This window comes from Bartonella tribocorum CIP 105476 (assembly GCF_000196435.1).
Taxonomy (GTDB): Bacteria; Pseudomonadota; Alphaproteobacteria; order Rhizobiales; family Rhizobiaceae; genus Bartonella; species Bartonella tribocorum.
This window is the reverse complement of the sequence record NC_010161.1, coordinates 884,775-905,359: the sequence shown is the minus strand read 5'-3', so window position 1 is coordinate 905,359 and position 20,585 is coordinate 884,775. Positions and strand designations below refer to the sequence as shown.

The 20,585-nt window shown below is 36.7% G+C and carries 16 protein-coding genes and 1 pseudogene; 5 read left to right on the top strand and 12 right to left on the bottom strand.

All coding sequences use genetic code 11. From position 1 onward, the window contains the following. Positions 1-136 precede the first annotated feature (136 nt). A complete protein-coding gene (locus BTR_RS04025; RefSeq protein WP_038473449.1) occupies positions 137-316 on the top strand; it encodes a hypothetical protein in 180 nt (59 codons plus the stop codon). 314 nt (positions 317-630) lie between these two features. Here BTR_RS04025 and BTR_RS04020 read toward each other — a convergent pair whose 3' ends face one another. Continuing rightward, positions 631-1,017: an Mth938-like domain-containing protein gene (locus tag BTR_RS04020; RefSeq protein ID WP_012231392.1), complete on the bottom strand. Its 387-nt coding sequence runs from the start codon at positions 1,015-1,017 to the stop codon at positions 631-633. 450 nt (positions 1,018-1,467) lie between these two features. Further along, positions 1,468-1,929, bottom strand: a complete 462-nt coding sequence (gene yajC, locus BTR_RS04015; protein WP_012231387.1) for a preprotein translocase subunit YajC — start codon at positions 1,927-1,929, stop codon at positions 1,468-1,470. A gap of 596 nt (positions 1,930-2,525) precedes the next feature. Between yajC and BTR_RS13390 the strand changes: the two are divergent. After that, a pseudogene (locus BTR_RS13390) lies at positions 2,526-2,752 on the top strand (hypothetical protein); the annotation flags it as partial. Positions 2,753-2,856: 104 nt separating this feature from the next. Here the strand turns inward: BTR_RS13390 and BTR_RS04010 are convergent. The 6 genes from BTR_RS04010 to tatA all read right to left on the bottom strand — a co-directional run bounded on the left by BTR_RS04010 (position 2,857) and on the right by tatA (position 7,927). Beyond that, positions 2,857-4,026: a M23 family metallopeptidase gene (locus BTR_RS04010; RefSeq protein WP_012231385.1), complete on the bottom strand. Its 1,170-nt coding sequence runs from the start codon at positions 4,024-4,026 to the stop codon at positions 2,857-2,859. A gap of 167 nt (positions 4,027-4,193) precedes the next feature. Beyond that, positions 4,194-4,853 (bottom strand): protein-L-isoaspartate(D-aspartate) O-methyltransferase, encoded by a 660-nt coding sequence (locus BTR_RS04005; protein WP_012231383.1) that lies wholly within the window; start codon positions 4,851-4,853, stop codon positions 4,194-4,196. Between the two features lie 133 nt (positions 4,854-4,986). Further along, complete coding sequence (gene serS / locus BTR_RS04000; protein ID WP_012231381.1) at positions 4,987-6,264, bottom strand: serine--tRNA ligase; 1,278 nt, start codon at positions 6,262-6,264, stop codon at positions 4,987-4,989. A 76-nt stretch (positions 6,265-6,340) separates the two neighbouring features. Further along, positions 6,341-7,123, bottom strand: a complete 783-nt coding sequence (tatC, locus tag BTR_RS03995; RefSeq protein WP_012231379.1) for a twin-arginine translocase subunit TatC — start codon at positions 7,121-7,123, stop codon at positions 6,341-6,343. Further along, positions 7,120-7,560 (bottom strand): twin-arginine translocase TatA/TatE family subunit, encoded by a 441-nt coding sequence (locus BTR_RS03990; RefSeq protein WP_012231377.1) that lies wholly within the window; start codon positions 7,558-7,560, stop codon positions 7,120-7,122. The genes tatC and BTR_RS03990 overlap by 4 nt, the downstream gene beginning before the upstream one ends. 55 nt (positions 7,561-7,615) lie before the next feature. Continuing rightward, positions 7,616-7,927 (bottom strand): twin-arginine translocase TatA/TatE family subunit, encoded by a 312-nt coding sequence (gene tatA / locus BTR_RS03985; protein ID WP_012231376.1) that lies wholly within the window; start codon positions 7,925-7,927, stop codon positions 7,616-7,618. A 1,114-nt stretch (positions 7,928-9,041) separates the two neighbouring features. Between tatA and BTR_RS03975 the strand changes: the two genes are divergently transcribed. The 3 genes from BTR_RS03975 to pgsA all read left to right on the top strand — a co-directional run bounded on the left by BTR_RS03975 (position 9,042) and on the right by pgsA (position 13,240). Further along, complete coding sequence (locus BTR_RS03975) at positions 9,042-9,905, top strand: 23S rRNA (adenine(2030)-N(6))-methyltransferase RlmJ (RefSeq protein ID WP_012231374.1); 864 nt, start codon at positions 9,042-9,044, stop codon at positions 9,903-9,905. 695 nt (positions 9,906-10,600) lie between these two features. After that, positions 10,601-12,586 carry an excinuclease ABC subunit UvrC gene (uvrC, locus tag BTR_RS03970; RefSeq protein WP_012231372.1) on the top strand — a complete coding sequence of 662 codons (1,986 nt, stop codon included), beginning with the start codon at positions 10,601-10,603 and terminating at the stop codon, positions 12,584-12,586. A gap of 72 nt (positions 12,587-12,658) precedes the next feature. Beyond that, entirely contained in the window at positions 12,659-13,240 is a 582-nt protein-coding gene (pgsA, locus tag BTR_RS03965; protein WP_012231370.1) for a CDP-diacylglycerol--glycerol-3-phosphate 3-phosphatidyltransferase, read from the top strand. Positions 13,241-13,552: 312 nt separating this feature from the next. Here pgsA and ndk read toward each other — a convergent pair whose 3' ends face one another. From ndk to bafA (BTR_RS03945), 4 genes are all read right to left on the bottom strand, one after another. Then, positions 13,553-13,975, bottom strand: a complete 423-nt coding sequence (gene ndk / locus BTR_RS03960; RefSeq protein WP_012231368.1) for a nucleoside-diphosphate kinase — start codon at positions 13,973-13,975, stop codon at positions 13,553-13,555. A 394-nt stretch (positions 13,976-14,369) separates the two neighbouring features. After that, positions 14,370-16,934: a BafA family autotransporter gene (gene bafA / locus BTR_RS03955; protein WP_012231366.1), complete on the bottom strand. Its 2,565-nt coding sequence runs from the start codon at positions 16,932-16,934 to the stop codon at positions 14,370-14,372. Positions 16,935-17,257: 323 nt separating this feature from the next. Then, positions 17,258-17,455 carry a DUF4102 domain-containing protein gene (locus BTR_RS03950; protein WP_244393502.1) on the bottom strand — a complete coding sequence of 66 codons (198 nt, stop codon included), beginning with the start codon at positions 17,453-17,455 and terminating at the stop codon, positions 17,258-17,260. 312 nt (positions 17,456-17,767) lie between these two features. Next, positions 17,768-20,332, bottom strand: a complete 2,565-nt coding sequence (gene bafA, locus BTR_RS03945; protein WP_038473439.1) for a BafA family autotransporter — start codon at positions 20,330-20,332, stop codon at positions 17,768-17,770. Between the last annotated feature and the right edge of the window lie 253 nt (positions 20,333-20,585).

The following is a 20,585-nucleotide window of genomic DNA, read 5'->3' as shown; positions in this document are numbered from 1 at the left end:
ATAATAATAATTTATCGTTTTGTCTGTTGAATGAAAAAAACTAAGATTTTATGACTTGACTCTCTTGTTTCAAATCTATTCCCTTTCACTTCACACGTAGAGCGGGTATGTAAGTACTCTTTAAAAAGGACTAAAAATGCTTCTTATGAACCGTCTTAATGCAAGATCTGTCGCAACATTGGGAGCAGGCAAATATAATGATGGTGCCGGCTTGTTACTTGAGACGATCATAAGAAGCATTTTTAGTCCTTTCTTATACAAATTTGATCCACACATTCATCCCACTTGTTATGTGCAAATGAGTGGTTTTGATTGAAGCAATATAAACTAATTTAAAATGAGACAATCTTAGGTTATTCGGGACTCTCATTCAATATGAATAACGCTAAATTATCATTATAAATCAATGCGTTGTTAGTGCCAGAGGCTTATCACCTTATGTGATACACTAGATACCACAGACTAGCCTAATTCTGAATATTTGCTGCTGTATTAAAATACACTTAATGCGTTAATGTATATTATGTTCCTTATATGACCACCCTAAACAACGGTATTTTGCCGCACAATAAAATAATACCCCCCGTCTTTTATGGCTAAGCAAGAATATTTATTTTATTAAATAATACTTTATTCTACCGCAAATAATAAGGCTGCAACAGCGCGATCTTCAGCCAATAAAACATTAAATGTACGCACCGCTGCACCCGTACCCATTGTATCTGATGAAATACGCTTTTCCCATAAAAGGCCCCGTAACTCTTCAGGTAATCGTAATAATTCAGTTCCAGTACCTATTAATAAAACTTCAATCTCATTTGCTTCTTCTAAAATACGAGATAGATCCCGTTGAGTGGGAATAGGCCCTGCCATATCAATGCCATAAATTCCTGATGGGACACAAATAATAGAACCTTTATGTGACATATCAGCAAAACGAAATCCACCATTTCCATAAGCATCAATAGGCGCACGACTTGGAAAATGTGCTTCACGAATTTGAATTGCATCGGACATAAATAAGCACCTTTTATTTTTGAAAATCCGCTTGTCTTTTACTTCTCACTATAAAAGTTAATGGCAATACAAACATTGATATGTTAACCATAGCCTACCGACATATTGAGGTAGAAATTTTTACTATAAATCTTGATTGAATCATACAAAAATATATGAAAAACTAGCAATAACCCGCGAGGCTATACTTATCTACGTTTTTAAAACTGTCCTCAACTTAGTTGACTCAAAAGTGAGAAAATTCTTTTTATAGAAATAAGGACTTTATTTAAAAGACAGAAAAATTTTCCGTAATATCCCATAAATAAATTAACTATTTTAATCGTCTACAAAAAACAAAGACACTATTTCTTTTTAATGACTATAAAAATTATTCCTTCTAATGAAACTATCTTTATATCTCGACATTTTATATAAAAATACTTTTAAAATATAAATTACATTTACACTCTAAGATGCATTTTCTTTATTTTCCTTTGATATAGCTTTTTTCTCTTTAGAGATACTCACATTCTCGTTCGTTGCCGTTTTAGATTTAGACTTTTGTGGTGTTTTTGCTTTAGCATTAAGCTTTGATTTCTTTTCTGCAATCGGCTCACCTTTAACGCGCACATCAGCTAATGTTGAGCGAAGAACACGAATATTCATACTCTCACCAATTTCAACCTCTAATTCACCACTCTCATTGTGAACCTTCGTAACCTTGCCAATAATACCACCACCCGTTATAACTGTATCACCGCGACGTACTGCATCAAGCATTTCCTGACGTTTTTTCATTTGTGCACGCTGTGGACGAATGATAAAAAAATACATAATTGCAAAAATTAAAATGAGTGGGATAGCGCCAACAAATGAAATTCCACCGGAAACATCGCCTGCGCCCTGAGCATAAGCGTTCGTAATAAACATTTTTATCTCCTATAGTTAAACTTCAGGTATTATTTTCCACTCTGTTAAAATAAAATCCTGATTCAGAAAAACTTTCCTAAAGAATTCATTATAAAAAGCGATGACAAGATAATTTAATCTCAGCTTTATAAAAATGCAATAAATCCTTAAGAGATAGAATACAATAAGAAAAATATTTAAAAAACAGATTTATTTCTCTCTATCATATATCCTACAACGAGAAGCCTTCTTACTCACTCAATAAATGATATAAAATAATTTTTCTAATGAAAAAAATTTAATTTATAGAGATAATTCATTATTTTAAATGTCAAATGATAGAGCTAAATACCGCAAAACTCCCTCATTTCAAACCCTTTGAATGAATCAAAATGATTTTCTTGCACATCACACCTGTGAAATGAACATGGAGAGAAAATTTATTTATGATAGGAAGTGAAATATCTCTTTTCATGCCTCCTCTTAACTGCAAAAGCAGTCGGAACATTGAATGCTGACAGATAGTACGATGCTATCGTCTTATACTTCATCAACACAAAGATGATAGTAATCGAATGAACCCAGCGAACGGCTCTTCTAAACCAATGGTTTTCTGCTATCACATGACATTAGACACAAGTAAACACCTTTCAATGATCAAGCATAATGATAAAGTATATGAAGCACGTCAGTACTTTATCATATATGAACAGCTTGAAAAGAAAGAGCAATACCACAAATTGGTTATTCGACTCCTCAAGCATTACTTGGTATCTTGAATCATCGAAAAGAGCAAAGCGAGCAGAAAGATCATGTTATTGCAGAATTAGCTCCGAAAGCAGAAGATTAAAACGTTCTGATGCGTGCCTATTGGTTTAAGAAAATAAATTGTTTTTCACGAAATTTCTATAAACTATAAGATTATTCAAACTTAACGTCATCAATAAATTAGTTTTCTAAATATTTAAGCGGATCAACTGGTAATGAATTCTTCCGCATCTCAAAATAAACACGTGGCGTTTTAACATTTCCTGAAACACCTGACTTAGCAATCTCATCACCACGTCTTATCCTTTGTCCTTTGTTAACAGTAATCTTACTATTACATCCATAAATAGTGATAATATTATTCTCATGTCGAATCATGACAACATTACCCAGCTCTTTTAATCCATCTCCCGCGTAAATAACGACACCATTTTCTGATGCCTTTACCGATGATCCTTCAGGCACAGCAATATCTATTCCTCGATTCATTACCGTTCCTTTTTTTTGACCAAATTGGCTTAATAAACGCCCCCGTACTGGCCAACGCATCTTAGAAATTCCTGTAGCTTGCGGCGTCTTAATATTATCTGTATTCGTAACAGTACCTGATAAATCAGCGTCATGATTCAATTGCATCGTCTGTTGAGAAGATTTTTTTTCAAAATTTGACCTGTTCATCTGTGCAGAAGGTGGTGGTGTTACAGGAGCTTTATATATAGGAGAAGTCTTCTTCGGCTTTATAGAAGACATCACTTGAGATTGAGATGAAGATTCTGCTGTTGACGCTGCCCAATCGTTACGACTGGGTGCTTTTGAAGTTGCTAATGTACGCCTGCTTGGAAGCACAAGAACCTGGCCGATATAAATGGAATTGCTGTTTATACCATTTGCTGATTTTAATGCCTCAACACTAACCCCTACTTGTCGTGCAATACTCAAGAGCGTATCTCCACTCTGGACAATATAAGAATTCCGTCGAAAAATAGGAGAATTATCCATTTGTGAACGGGAAAGTGTGCCAAGATTACGTGGAGGCCCCCCCATAACGCGACCATCAGAAGAATCTCCCCTACCTTGCTGTGGAGAATTGTCATCAATCCACGAATTATTACTTGGTTCCACAGGTGGCAATTCAGTGCTTTGTATCATATCCCCACCGTACGCTAGCACTCGTGGATCTGTAGACATAGAATTCGATATATTTGATTGAGATGATACCGTATGATGAGAGAAAATATTGGAAAAACGTTGTGTCCCAGAACTACAACCAGCAACAATAGTTGCCACCGCTAAAAAAGTTATTTTCTGAAAATTATGCCGGAAAATTTTATCCAAAGCTTTTAAACACATCGTTTTGCTCACTCATCAATACTCAACTCACTCCATTAAAGCTTTTTTAAATTACCGAAGAGTTAAAATGATATGTTTTATTCATAAATATCTTTAATCAAGATCAAAATGAATTTAAAGGAAATAAAAAAGTGAAATAATTTGCGCTCTTTCTTAAATTTTAAAAATTAAAGTATCTCCGCAATACCTTTAATAAAAGGTTGATAACGCACTTGAAACAATTCTAAACACTCAAATCGACACCCAATTTTTGTATAGCGCGTCACCGTTTGTACCCCTTCATCAGGTCCTATCGCCTGAATGAGAATTCCATTTTCAGCTAAAAGTTCTAAAAATTCCTTGGGTTCATCAGAACGTGATGGCCAAATAAGGATGCGATCAAATGATCCCAAACCTGTCACACTATGATTTCCATCAATCTGCCGTATAACAATATTTTCGATGCCTAAAGTTTGAAATTTTTGGCGAGCCAAATCAACAAGCGTTTTATAACGATCAATCGTTGTCACACGGTCACTCAAACATGCCATAAGAGCCGTACAAAAGCCAGAGCCTGTACCAATTTCTAAGACACGGTGCTTTTTTTTCAATGATAGTGCCGCAAGAATCAAGAGTTGTTCTTCCAAACGTTCCATATATTCACCACACTCAAGGGGAATAACTTTATTATCATAAGCACTATTAAACCAAGGAGCAGAAACAAATTGTTGACGTGGAATTTTCTCTAATGCCGAAAAAAATCGCACGTCATCGATGCCTTTGCTACGCATTTTCAGTACAAGAGCAGCCAACTCCTCACGAAATTGTAAAATATCCTTTTGCCCCATAGTATCATTCACTCTCTCATAGAGATGTACTTTTATCGTCCCTAAAAACTGCCTCTTTTAAAATGGCAAAACCTTGCGTTTGCATACCATTACCTCTTTGCAATAAACGCATATTGTTTCTCCTTTCAAAAAATTAAGCAGAAATACAACGCATGCCTCCCATATAGGGTTGTAAAACATCTGGAACAATAATTGATCCATCAGCCTGTTGATAATTTTCAAGCACAGCAATAAGACAACGGCCAACAGCTGTACCAGAACCATTAAGGCTATGAACAAAATGCAATTTTTTATCACCTTCTTTACGATAGCGAGCATTCATACGTCGACCTTGAAAGTCTCCACAAACTGAACAGCTAGAAATTTCACGATAACATTCTTGACCAGGAAGCCAAACCTCAATGTCATAGGTTTTACGTGCTGCAAACCCCATATCCCCCGTAGAAAGAACCACTGTGCGAAAAGGCAAACCGAGTCGTTTTAATATATCTTCTGCACATTCCGTCATACGTTCCAATTCCATGAGAGACTGCTCTTCACTGGTAATCGAGACCATTTCTACCTTCCAAAATTGGTGCTGACGCAACATACCGCGCGTATCACGGCCAGCAGCTCCCGCCTCTGAACGAAAACAGGGAGATAAAGAAGAAAATCGCAGTGGCAAATCTGATACTTCAAGAATTTCATCGTTGACCAAGTTGGTTAATGGCACTTCTGCTGTTGAAATAAGCCATCGACCATCTGTTGTTTGAAAAAGATCTTCAGCAAACTTCGGTAATTGGGCTGCTCCATAAACAATCTCATCACGAACAAGAAGAGGCACAGAAACTTCTGTATAACCATGCTCATTGACATGCACATCAAGCATAAATTGTCCCAATGCACGTTCTAGCCGTGCTAACGCTCCTGAAAGCACCGTAAAACGAGTTCCAGACAAACGACTAGCGCGCTCAAAGTTCATCTGCTTGAGATCTTGACCAAGATCAAAATGCTCCTTTGGTGTAAAATTAAATGTTGGAGGTAGCCCAAAATGTCGAATGACGACATTATCACTTTCATCTTTACCCTCTGGAACATCATCCAATGGAATATTGGGAAGTGCTGAAAGAATTTTTTCAAGACTTTCCGTCAGCTGTTTCTCTTCCGCTGTTGCAGAAGAAAGAAAGACTTTAAGCTCTTCAACTTCAGACCTAAGACGTTCAGCCATTTTCTCGTCAGATACAGCTAAAGCTTGTCCTATTTCCTTTGAAACCGCATTGCGACGCTCCTGCGCCAACTGCACCTTAGCAACATGCGACCGGCGTGCAAAATCAAGTTGTATTAACCTTTCAGCTTGTGGCTCAAGACCTCTACTTACGAGCGCTTTATCTAATTTCTCAGGATTTTCACGAATCCACTTAATATCAAGCATCAAAATTCCTCATTTAATTATTTTTATTCTATATCGTTTTTACTCATTTCTCATCGCGTAAGATTATACACTTTTCTTAAGCGGATCTTCTTCTCTTTTCTATACCATAAGCAATTAAAATTGAGATCTCATAAAGCGCTATTGTTGGTAAAGCGACTGCAAACATCGTAAAAAAATCCGACGGCGTTATCATTGCCGCAATGATAAAAGAGAGCAGAATAGCCCATTTTCGTTTAGACACCAAATCATGAGACGTTAAAAGTCCAACTTTTATTAAAAGACTAATGACCAGAGGCAATTGAAAGATCAAACCAAAAATAAGGATAAATGACGTCATAAAACCCAAATAATCAGAAATACGCACTATAAACTCTATTTTTAAATGGGCATCTGGAAGAAATTGTTGATAAAGGCTAAACCATAGTATTATGGGTGCCAATAGAGCATAAACGAACGCCCCTCCGATACAAAATAAAATAGGACCACCAATGAGAAATGGTAAAAAAGCCATGCGCTCATCTTTATAAAGCCCTGGTGCAATAAAACGATAAAACTGAAAAGCTGTATAGGGAAAAGATAAAATAATTCCCCCAAAGGCAGAAAGCTTCATCTTCGTTAAAAAAGTTTCCCATACTTGCGTTGATTGCAAACGAATACTCTCAGGATACCCTCCTGCTATTTTCATTGCCCACTGATACGGCCATAGTAAAAAATTTAAGATATAATCTTTAACAAAAAAACACATCATAAAAGCGATCATAAATGCAATCAAGGAAGAAATAATTCGCTGACGAAGTTCAATGAAATGTTCTAAAAGGGGTGCCATATTGGCATCAACTTCATCTTTTTTTACATTCATGATACATCTTCTTTTTCTTTATCTTTAGAAGAAACAGAAATGTTTTCAGAATGATGAGAAACTATAGAGACCGCCCTATCTTTCTTGATTACCTTTTGATCACATTCCAAAATTTCTTTATCTTTTTTTGATTTATGGTGTGTTGCCTTAACATCCCAATTATCGTAGATATCCTCTAATGTATTTTGAGTGGGATCAAAAGTTTCTGCCAACTTCTTGCTTGAATTGTTAATATCTGGACACGTTTTTTGTAAATCATCGCGCTCGATTTGTTTTATTACATCATCAAACTGGTGACGAAGTTCATTTGCTGTTGAAGATACATACGCCCTTAGCTTTGCTATTGTCTTGAGTATTTTAGGTAAATCTTTCGGCCCAATGACAATGATGAGAACAAGTAAGATCACGACAAGCTCTGGTCCATCAATCCCAAACATCGCTTATACTCGACTTTCTCATAAAAAATAATGCACAATGATGATAAAGTTTTTGTTATTTGACACGCTGTTTTTTAGCAATAGATGCCTTCCCTCCTTTAGAGTCAGACGAAGCCTTTCTGCGTATTGCGGCACGTTTTACCGATAATGGCTGAGATTGTTGAGATTCTTCATTAATTACTTGAGAAGTATCAGCCATTTCAACCTTATCCTCAATGCTCTCCTCTTCTTCCTTCATATTCTTTTTAAAAGCTTTAATTCCCTTAGCAACATCGCCCATTAATTCAGCAACTCTACCACGCCCGAAAAGCAATAAAATAAGCAATAAAATTATAATTAAATGTGTCGGTGAAAAAATATTACCCATTATTCTCTCTAACTCTATGCTTTTAAATGCTATCTCACTTATTCATGCTTTCTTTGAAGAATATATCAAATATCGCATCCTCCTTATATATTTTTTCTTAACTTAAAAGCAATCACACGTTTTTTAACGTAAACGGTGTAAACGAACTTTTATCCTATCATCTCTTTTTAGGATATCAAACTATTCAAAAATTATAAACAACTTCCTCCAAAGTCCGAAAGGCTTAAAAACTTTTCTAAAGGAACTTTATATGATCCTTTGGACGACTCATCTTCCTGCAAAGATTGTATCCAATGTCTTTCCTTTTAAAAACGGTATCGTCCATGAAACTATAAATATCTCTTTGCAATCAACTTTACCCATGAGACCTAATATCATCACCTTCTATAAAAAAATTTACATGTATCTAAAAATTTTTCGAAAGTATACTCTCTGAAACAGCTTTCTTTGACACATCACTGAACATTAAAGTTTCCTCAACACCCATCTCTTATGAATAATATTTTTGATAATTCTTTGTGTTGCAGGAATCCTGTTATCGATTTTTCATAAGCAATATGAGCAATGATCAGCGTCAATCAATCAGTCACATTGTTTAAAAGATGCGACATCATATTTTTCTAAATATTAAGTGTGATACCGCAATATGCACTCACTCAAAATGCATATGAGGCAACATTTGTGCGTGTGATCATATCTGGAAATATGTTTTATTAACGTGTAAAATGTATTCATTTATAAAAATCATTCACTTGCACATCACAAACAAGGTTAGCATAGAGAGATCAAAATGATTAAAACGGCTCTTATAGACCAGCTTAAGTGTCAAAGACGCTAGCAAATAAGTTATAATATTTAGGGATATAATGATGCCAGCTTCCCTCTTTATTAAGTCGAAGAGCTTCCATTCAAATGTTTATCCTCTTACTGTCCAACTTTCATATAAAAAATTTAAAATCGTAATGAATAAATGCTCCCATGACATTCATATTTTATGCGTATAGTTTTTTGATGAGGGTCTTATTTGATTTATAAAAGAAAATTTTATGGATATCAATTCTATTATTCTATGCTAATAATCTGATACAATTATCCATATGATAGAGTTTCCTCCATGAATTATCGGCATATTTATCATGCTGGCAATTTTGCTGATGTTTTTAAACACATTATTGTCACGCGCATTGTAGAGTATCTCAAACGCAAAGAAAAAGCTTTTCGCGTTATAGATACGCATGCTGGTATTGGTATTTATGACCTCTCTTCTTTAGAAGCCCATAAAACAGGAGAGTGGCGCGAAGGTGTACAACGAATTTTTTCAACGCCTATCCCAGAAGATTTAAGAGTGCTCCTTTGTCCATGGTGTGATATCATTGATGCCCTCAATAAAGGGGAAAAAGAAATTGTATTTTATCCTGGATCTCCTGTTCTTATTCGTCAATTATTACGGAAACAAGATCGCCTCACTGCAATAGAATTGCACAATGAAGATTATTATATTTTAGCAAAAAATTTTTCCGGCGATTATCAGACAAAAGTTCTGCATTTGGATGGTTGGCTTTCCTTAAATGCTCATTTACCACCAAAAGAAAAACGTGGGTTTATCCTTGTTGACCCTCCTTTTGAAAGGACTGGAGAATTTTCCCGCCTTATTGAGGGATTAATGAAAGCCTATCGTCGTTTTTCTGGAGGGATCTACGCTTTATGGTATCCTGTTAAATACGAACAAGAAATTGAAAGTTTTCTTCACGCGCTTTATCAAACAGGAATTCCTAAAATTCTACAGCTTGAAATGCGTGTCCGAAAAAATTCAAATCCACCTACAATGAATGGAAGTGGGATGATTATTATCAATCCTCCCTATCTTTTGGAAGAAGAAATGAAAAAACTCAGCCCTTTTCTTATCAGCCGTCTTGGACAAGATGAAAATGCCCAAATAACGCATAAGTGGATTCAAAAGGAATATCTAGTAAGTTAGATTTTTTCTTGCATATTTTCCCTAAAAATACCCTTTTGTAAGATACAAAGGCTGTAAATTCTATTATTTTTTGGATAATATAAACATATAGTAGGTTTATAATTATTAGGTAATTCATAGAATATTAAAGCTCTTGAGTCCCCCCTCTTTACGCCTCATAAAAGAGGTAATTCAGTACTGTTGTATATCTTACCAGCCCTCAATGTGCAACAGTCGTTAGCACTTGAGACGACTCGTAAGAGAAATTTTTAGTCCTTTCTTGTACAGTTTCACTCCACACAGCTTTCCCCGCTTGTAACATGCAAGAGATATAGTTTTGATTGATTTAACATAGAATAGGTTTGAAATGAGAGAATATTACGCTATTTAGGAGTTTATAATTCAATATCAACAATGATAAACTATCTTTGTAAATCAATGCTTTATTTCGTAATTATTTTTTCTTAGAAGATCTATCCTCTTATCATCATAGATTTCCTATTCTAATCATTTTTAATGAATCAATGAGGCATATTCATAAAGCTATCTTAAATAACAACGCTTATATTTTTTATGAAAAATAGGCACTCTAAAATCAGGCTCTTATGCTATAATGTGTTATTGATGGACAAAAACTATTAAAGACATAAATAACCATTATTTAATAAAAAAGAATATTGAATAGAGTCAACAAAAAGCATTTCTTGATAAACGGAATGATTCTGAAAAATAATACAAATTGTCCGAAAAATAAACGAGAAAAGCTTTCTTTTCTCTCTAACCTTACATGGAACAATGCCAATCAAAGCAATGAAAAAAACCAATTCCAAGGTGTCAAATTCATACAAGAGTTTGTTAGACACCTTCCGCATAAGCCGGGCGTTTACCGGATGATTGGTGAAAATGGTGATATCCTCTACGTTGGCAAAGCCCGTAATCTCAAAAAACGTGTTTCAAACTATGCACGTGAACAAGGACATAATAATCGTATTACCCGTATGATTCGTGCAACATATCATATGGAATTTATTGTTACTCATACAGAAACAGAAGCACTCCTTTTAGAAGCGAATCTCATCAAAAGATTGCATCCCCATTTTAATGTATTACTCCGTGATGATAAAAGCTTCCCGTATATCATGATCACAAATGATCATCGAGCGCCTGCACTTTACAAACATCGTGGTGCTCGAACACAAAAAGCGCATTATTTTGGCCCTTTTGCGTCTGCTAGTGCGGTGACACAAACAATTCATGTTTTACAACGCGCTTTTTTATTACGGACCTGTACCGATACAATTTTTGAAAATCGTACACGCCCCTGTTTGCTTCATCAAATTAAGCGATGTTCTGCACCTTGTACCCATGAAATTAATGACATTGATTATAAAGAACTGGTAAGAGAAGCAAAGGCGTTTCTTTCGGGAAAAGATCAATCTGTTAAAAATGATATGGTTCAAGCTATGCATAAAGCCGCAGAAAATCTTGATTTTGAACAAGCTGCTTCCTATCGTGACCGCTTATCAGCCCTTTCTCACATACAAAGCCATCAAGGTATTAATCCTCAAACGATAAAAGAAGCCGATGTCTTTGCAATTGCGCAAAAAGAAGGAATGACCTGCATTCAAGTATTCTTTTTTCGCATGGGACAAAATTGGGGAAACCGTGCCTATTTTCCTAAAGCAGATCCCTCTTTTTCCCGTACTGAAATTTTGGCGAGTTTTCTGACCCAATTTTACGATGATAAACCCCTTCCCAAAAGCATCCTTTTATCTGAAGAAATTGAAGAAAAGACACTTCTTACAGAAGCATTGAGTCTCAAAGCAAACCACAAAATATCTCTCTCTTTACCCAAGCAAGGTGAACGGAAAACGCTTGTTAATCATGCCTATCTCAATGCTCAAGAAGCCCTTGAACATAAACTTGCTGAAACAGCTACCCATACAAAATTGCTTCAAGGACTTGCAGAAACATTCCAGCTCCCTTTTCCTCCGCGCCGTATAGAAGTCTATGATAATTCTCATATTATGGGAACAAATTCTGTCGGTGCTATGATTGTTGCTGGTCAAATGGGATTTGTTAAAAATCAATATCGAAAATTCAACATTCGCTCAACAGATATAACGCCTGGCGATGATTTTGGCATGATGAAAGAAGTTATTAAACGAAGATTTTCACGCCTTATCAAAGAGCATGATTTGCCCAATAAAAATCATGACATACACAATCAAGAGAATGATCTTTTTCCTATTTGGCCTGATCTTATCTTAATCGATGGTGGTGAAGGACAAATCAACAGTGTACATACAATCCTTACTGAATTACAATTAAATAACCTGATCACAGTTGTTGGAATCGCTAAAGGTGTTGACCGTCATGCAGGACGTGAACGATTTTTTATAAAAGGTACCCCTCCTTTTACATTTCCCCCCCGTGATCCTATCCTCTATTTTTTACAACGTCTGCGTGATGAAGCGCATCATTTTGCCATTGGAACGCATAGAATAAAACGAAAAAAAGCAACATTCAAAAATCCACTTGATGAAATCGAAAATATCGGTCCAACAAGAAAACGTGCGTTGCTTCATCATTTTGGAAGTGCCAAAGCTGTTGCTGATGCCTCACTTGAAGATTTGAAAAAAGTTACAGGAATCTCTGCCGCAATTGCACAAAAAATTCATAACCATTTTCATGAAAAATAGGCTTGTTTCATCACCTTAGCCTTGTTACTTTTAGGGGATATATTCTCTTTCACAAGAATTAAAAATAGCTCTATGAAAAATCATACTTTTTCTTTTCCAAATCTTTTAACTTATGCACGAATTGTTGCAGTCCCAATGGTTGTTGCCTGCTTTTTTGTAGAAGGACGCCTACAATCTAGTGATATCGCACGCTGGATTGCCGTTTCCATTTTTGTCATTGCATCCATTACTGACTTTCTTGATGGTTACCTTGCCCGTATTTGGGAACAAACATCCAATATTGGTCGCATGTTAGATCCAATTGCCGATAAACTTCTCGTCTCTGCCTGCTTGCTCTTGCTTGCAGCAGACAGTACCATTGCGGGATGGACTCTATGGGCCGCCATTATCATTCTTTGCCGAGAAATTCTTGTATCAGGATTACGTGAATATTTAGCTGAATTAAAAGTAAGCGTTCCGGTCTCTCGTCTTGCAAAATGGAAAACTTTTGTACAAATGATCGCTATTGTCTTTCTTTTAGCAGGACCAGCGGGTAACAAAATTTTCTCCTACACAGTAGAGTTTGGCATTACTATGCTATGGATTTCTGCCCTCCTGACATTGTGGACAGGATGGGATTATTTTCGCGCAGGTTTAAAACACGTCATCTCATGAAATTGTCTCTTGATTTATAATGATACCCTATCTTGCTGCAACTTAAACAAGAGAAGAGTTACCCTAAATCTACGTATTTCAAATCTATTGATGATGAATCAACTAAAACACTTCTTTTGCCCATCACAAACGAAGTTGGTGTACAGATAAAAGACATTGAAGAAAAGAGTAAATAGGCGCTCGAAAAAACAGTTGCAATATTAAAAGCAGAAAAAACGGTGAAACTGCATATCTATCAAAGAGATCTATAATCTTGTAAGAAAAAACCCGAAACATTATCTTTCGGGTTTTTTCTTCTTATTTACGCTTTTATTAACCAACAATTTCTATCTCAGAAAACCAAAAAGTAATTTCTGTTTTTGCCGTTTCAGCACTATCGGAGCCATGGACAGAATTTTCACCAATCGACAAAGCATGAACCTTACGAATTGTTCCTTCTTCTGCATCACTAGGATTTGTAGCACCCATCACTTCACGGTTTTTAGCTATTGCGTTTTCTCCTTCCAAAACCTGTACAACTGTTGGACCAGAAGACATAAATTCAACCAATTCGCTAAAAAAAGGGCGTTCTTTATGAACAGCATAAAATTTTTCAGCCTCACGCTTGCTCATCCACACACGTTTAGATGCAATAACACGCAAGCCCGCATCTTCAAGCATTTTCGTAATTGCACCCGTCAAATTACGACGTGTTGCATCTGGTTTAATCATTGAAAAAGTACGCTCTAAAGCCATTTAATCACCTTTATTTTATTTATAAAATTCTCTGGCTATTTCTATAACGAGCAAGCAGCCTTTTGCCAAGTGACTCTGCAAAAATCTATATAAATTCTTAAAAACATAGAATGAATTATAAAAAGACTTCAATAAAAATAGGTATGCATGCCATTTCTCACCCCATCATAAGAGCGCATCCGCTTCTTAGTAAATGTTAAACTCCTTTTATATTCCTCAATGCCTCCCATCAAAATGACCATTTAAGCAATAAAAATTATAAGAAAAAACCAACACGAAAAATATATACTTTTTAAAAAATCTTCTTCTTTTAAAGAAGACGGATCGAGACACTTCACATCTAAGTTCGAAAATCCCCTCACACACCGAGATCAATCAAAAAACACCCCTATCATTAGAAACTATAGCGTACCCCTATAATGCCCTGAAGAGACTGTTTTGTTTTACGCCCTTTAATATAATGGGCCTCTCCATAGAACTTCAACTTCTCACTCACCAAACTGCTTAAACCTATTCCTAATTTACCCGCATTCCCTGATACGTCCGTGGTAAATGGATGGCGCTGATTAATCAACGTTTGATTATCATCTTTATGCTCACGCATCCATGCTGCGGTAATATACGCAAGGGATGAAGAATTCATACGAGAGCCAAATTCATACCCTAAAGATAAACCAACCTCACTGCGTAATGAAGTAAACGGACGCATATCACCTGTCATATCATTCGATAACTTGATTTCTTTACCTTCAACTTTCAACCATGTAAATTGTCCATAAGGCTGGAGCCAACTGCTCTGTGAGGTCTGAAGTCGATACCCCACTTCAAAGGAGCTGCCCACCGCCCATTGCGTATAAGTTCCTTCAATCCCTAAACCATTCGTTGAAACGGCCTTTAGGGTATTTTGATAATGGTTATATTTTAAAATACTATCGAGATACCATCCACTATGATCTAAATACGTGACATAAGCACCAATGCCATAACTATTGATACCGCTGGTCCCCCCCCGTGCATGCGCAACACGGGCATGATCATAACTGCCAAAACCACCGATATAAAAATCTCCATTTTCCCATTCGCTTAAGCCATTAATCCCCAAAACGATACCGGTCTGATCCAGCTTAAAATCTATATGCTCTGTCGCAATGCTTTCTTTCGACTTAATCGCATAGGTCCATAAAACCGTATTCTTTTTACTTTTATCGAGAATTCCTCTTCCCGCACGCACGCTTTGCATTTCATTGTGAAATACCATCGCTGGCGCTACAGACATAGACAATACTGCATCTGTAGAAGGTGTGGTTAAAAAGTCAGAAACTGAAAGCTTCTCACTTAATTGTGGAGAAGTTTGATCTTTATGAACTGGACGTAAAGTCATTTGATCAGCTGAAGATTGAGAAGAGGCTGAAACAACAACCGCTTGCTTTTCATCAGAAAGAGGGCGAGAACCTGTTGGAGGGAACACCACATGCGTCCGTTTTTCTTGAGAAGAAGATACCGAAACACTAGAAACATTCTGTGTTTCTCTTAAATGACGCGGAGGCCGTTGCTTAGGTTGCTCTTTTTTAGTAGGTGGACGACGACCAGTCTTTTTTCCTCCAGATGAAGCACCTTGATCAGACAATGCAACAGGAATCTTTGTTTTCCTGTTTACACACTCTACTTCAGGACTAGAACGTTCCGTACCTCCGGCTCTACTTAAATACCAAATTGTAGCATTACCACTAGAGCTAGCACATCTTTCTCTCTTCAGCAATTGATACTGATAGACTCCACTATCAACAGCTGTAATGTCCTTGCCCGAAAGATCTGCCAAAGTAAAATTAGCTCCGCCATTGTGACTTCTATCGGTAATTAACGGAAACTCAGTAACAAAACTATTCCTTTGTGAGAGAGGACCTGTAATTTCACGACCAGAATCTGCAACTCTTATTTTGTGATTACCTCTGCCATCATCAATCGACAAATAATCACTCACATCCCCTGCAGCACTAATATTGAAGCGAAAATGTAAATCCCCTGAAAGCTTCTCAACATGAAGTGAAATATGTCGTGGATCATACGGAATAGAAGTAAAAATAACAGTCCCATCCTGCCCCCCTAAATCTTCAATTTTAACCTGAGGTTTTTCTCCTATATTCCGTTCACCAACCTCAAATATTGTTTCCTCAGCTCTCCCTTCTATAGGAATCTTTTTCTTAGTCGTATGATTTGTCCTATCACCAGCAAACAAATAAAGTTCTCCGTGACCATTGATCCTTACTTTTCCCACAACATCTTTCACATTAACATGTAACCACGATTGGGCAAAATCCGTAATCGTTAAAGTATCCACAAACCCTTGAGGATATACTACTTGAGTAGCTTGATCCTTCAAAGTAGTAGTATAAGAGGTTCCATACGCTAAGACATGCTGTCTACCATTCCCAGAGACCTCTGTAGCCATTGACCTACCCCCCTCTTTTCTTTCTCCCGCATAAAGATTTTGTTCTCCGTTATTTCCTACTTTCGTATACCAAGTCCATGCCCCATCATATACATTCTGCTGTCCTACTGCTCCACCACCCCCAGAAACTGTGGTATTATACGCACTACTTCCTCTAACCACACTTCTAAGATCAATGTTTTTTTCTTCATGAACAAACTGCTGACCTCCTAAAATTTTAGCTTCTAGTGCAGTTCCTCCACGTGTAACTATTTGCATCCCTCCTTTTTTAATAGTGGATTTCAAGGAAGTTTTTCCATTCTCAACAATCTCAACACCACCATCTTCGATTGTAACATTATTGCTGAAAGTACGGCTAATCAGTGCTGAACCTTTTGGTACCGTCCCTCCATTTCTCATATCTCCTACTTTTGTTAACTCTCTATTCCTACTCTCAACTGCATTTGCAACTTGCACAAGACAACTACTGATCATCAATACTGAAAAACTTAACTTGTATTTATACCTCATTATCCACACTCCACTCTTCAATTATTTAGAGAAATATCCCGCGGCTACGCAGGTAGCTCATTTTAAATTGTATCATAATGTGTTTTATTTATGTCTAAATGCAATTTTTTAGTGTATTTTTTTAACATAAAACAATTATAAGTTGTAATCTTATAAACCACAAAAAACTCTAAATGAAGATAAAAAACTGAATAAAATTCAAACTATTTACTTGAATTCAAGGAATAATTTGCATATTTGAAATTATGGATGAAAAAAATGCTTATGCCCTTTAATGGGATCATACCCCTCACGTAAAACAGAACACCCTTGGCGTTGCGCATTCACACGCTTGTTTTAAGGAAATATCTCTCAATACGCCCAAGCCCATTTCCCAATGTCGACAGTGAATAGTAATGGTAAATCCATTGAGTATAACTATCTTTACGCTTAAGACGAAGTAAGCCGGCACCATCACACACTTTTCCAGCCCTAAAATGTTGCAATACCCCTTGGCACTTGAAGCGGTTTATAAAAGGCATTTTTAGTCCTCTTATACAATTTTACTCCACACGGCTTTCCCCGCTTGTGACAAGCAAGCAAATATTTTTGATTAATTCAACATGGAGCAGTTTTTTAATAAGAAAATCCTACGATATTCAGGACTCTCATTCAACGTACACAATAATGGACATTCTTTATAAATTAGTACCTTGCCTTTAAAAAAGAGTATAAAGATATTCCTACCGTTTGAGATAGTCTCTATACTCTCTATAAGTCATAGCGATGCATTATCTTTTTAGGCTCGTAAAACAATGACATTTGTAAAGTTAATCTGCCGTGTAAAGGTGTACTTAGAAATTATAGCGTAATCCTAAAATACCTTGAAGAGCATTTTTAATCTTATGTCCTTTGAGGTAATGAGCTTCCGCATAAAGTGTTAGTTTATCATTGACCGAACTGTTTAAACCTATTCCCAATTTACCCGCACTACCCGATAAGTTTGTGATAAATTTATGCTGATTATTAATTATCGCAGAATTATTATTGATATTCTCACGCAACCAAGCAGCCATAATGTAAGCTGTTAATGAAGTTTCTGAATTCACAAAGAATTCATGTCCTGCCGTCAAGCCAACTTCACTACGAAATGAAATTAATGGTCTTAGATCACCGATCATTCCATTGGAAAGTTTTATTTTTTTACCTTCAACCTGTAGACCTGTTAGCTTGATATAAGGCTGCATCCAAGTATTTTGCGCTGGTTCAAAATAACAACCAATCTCAAATGATCCACCTATCGCCCACTGATTATAACGACTTTGAATCGCTAAACCATTCGTTGAGATGGCTTTCAAATTATCTCGATAATAATTATATTTCAAAACACCATCCATATACCATCCACGATGATCAAAATAGGTTGCGTAAGTTCCAATACTATAAGAGCTCAGATCACTGTCACCCCCTCGTGCATGAGAAATACGTGCTTGATCATAACTAGCAAAACCACCAACATATAACTCTCCATGCCTTAACTCATTCAACTGATCAGCCCCAAAGACTAAACCTGTCTGCCCAAGCTTAAAGTGTGTATGTCCTGTCGCAATGCGTTCTCGGCTCTTAATCCCATAAGTCCATAGCTCGATACCTTTTCTATTTCTGTTCCAAATTTTTCTACCATTCCGTACAGTTTGCAACTCGTTGTTAAAAATAAGTCCAGGGACTACAGACGACGTTAACACGGCATCCGTAGAAGGTGTTGTTGCTGTTCCCCCAGGAACGAACGGATTTGTGGGATCTGGAATAGAGTTTTCCGGTCCACTGAGGCGGTCTGCAGATAAAAACCAAACTTTTCCATTTTCATCCTTTCTTTCTTTCAGTCCATACATATAAGTTCCACCATCAATGGCGTTAATGTTTACACCCTTAAGATCTGTCAGCGTAAAATGCGCTCCACCACTTTGATCCGTAATTAAATCACGCTTATTTGAAAAAGGATCGGTGATTTCAACGCCAGAATCAGCAACACTGATCGTATGATTCCCTATACCTTTCTCAACGAAGAGATAGTCACCACGGTTTTGGGCAATCGTGGTATTGAACGCGAAATGTAAACTTCCCGAAAGATTATTCACATGAAGCTGAGAATAGTAGGGATCAGAACCCGTAAACGCAAAAATAACACTCCCCTCACCACTTAATTTTTGTATCAAAGAGCTTTTTCCATCAGACTCATCCGTGAGTGAATACAGTTTTGTCTCTTTTCCATTTAAAAGAATATCCTCTACTGTGGTGCGATGTTGTTCATTCCCAGCATAAAGATGAAGCTGCCCAGAGTGATTTACCTGTGTCTTGCCTTCTAATGTCGCTCCAGCATGCACCCATGATTTTGTTTCATCATTCATTGTTAGATTTTTTACAAATCCATCCGTATCTATTTCCTGAATAGCGTTCTCATTTAAAGTGACTCCAATAGCCTGACCGCCTCCTAAGATACGTTGCTTACCACCAGCAAAAACCTCTGTGTCAAACGCAAAACCATCATTTTTTGCACTTTGAGATTTTTTTCCAATCTCTTGTACGCCCCCTCGCATAACCTTTGTATTCCAAACTTTCCCCCCATCATATACTTTTTGTTGGCCTAATATTTCATCTTGACCATAAATGACTGTATGAGAAGCGCTACTCCCTTTAATCTCTCCTCCAACATCCCCCTCTCCGAAAACAAGCTGCTCACCACCATAAATTTTAGTCCCCTCTACTTTTCCTCCATTTCCAACACTTTGTTGTCCGCCTTCTTTAACGACAGCATTTTTTGAAAAGCCTTGTTTTCCCTTTAAAGCCTGAACATTTTCAATTCCACCATGTTCAATTTTACTATTCTCACTGAGACCTCCTGCATACACATAAAGCTCCGCACCATTTTTTACCGTGTTATCGATAGACCGCCCTGGACTATCAATCTCACCATCATTGGAAATGTATGCTTTACCTTCATTATCAAGGACATAGTTTTCGAGCCGTGCTCCATCTTTAATGAAGATAAGCTCTGGTTTTTTAAAAAACGTAGTATTTTGTTCATGTACATTATACCCAACATTGTTATGATGACTGCTGTCAAACTCCTGTTGACTTGCGAATACTCTAGTGCCTTTAACAAGAGTAAAATTGCTAGGCTTCTTTAAAAAGCCTAATTCATTGCGTGTTCTTACAATGCCATCATTCGATGCTCCAAGGATGCATCTTCCCGTTTTCATATCTTCATTGTATTGATCCTGAAATACTTGGTTATTTTCATAACTCGAAGATTGACAAAAAAGCGATGCCCCCCCCTCACTTGCAGCAGCAGCCTGTACAAAAAAGCTGCTCAACATGAGTACCCAAAAATTTCGTTTCCATTTATATTGTGTAGCCATATCCTCCCCCCTCTTCACGTCTGTATAGACACCAAACGTAACTAGCTCTACAAAATATATTTTCAACCTTAGATTGTAATAATTCTTCTGAGTAGCCCCATCACTTTACTCAAAAACTGTTCTTTACCATCTCTTCAACGCGTTTTTAATCGAAAATATAAGGGAATTCCTCCATTCCTTCAAAGTTTTTTCTTCAAAGAAAAAAGTAACACATAATAAACTATAATATAAAATTAGAGCATATAATCTGTCA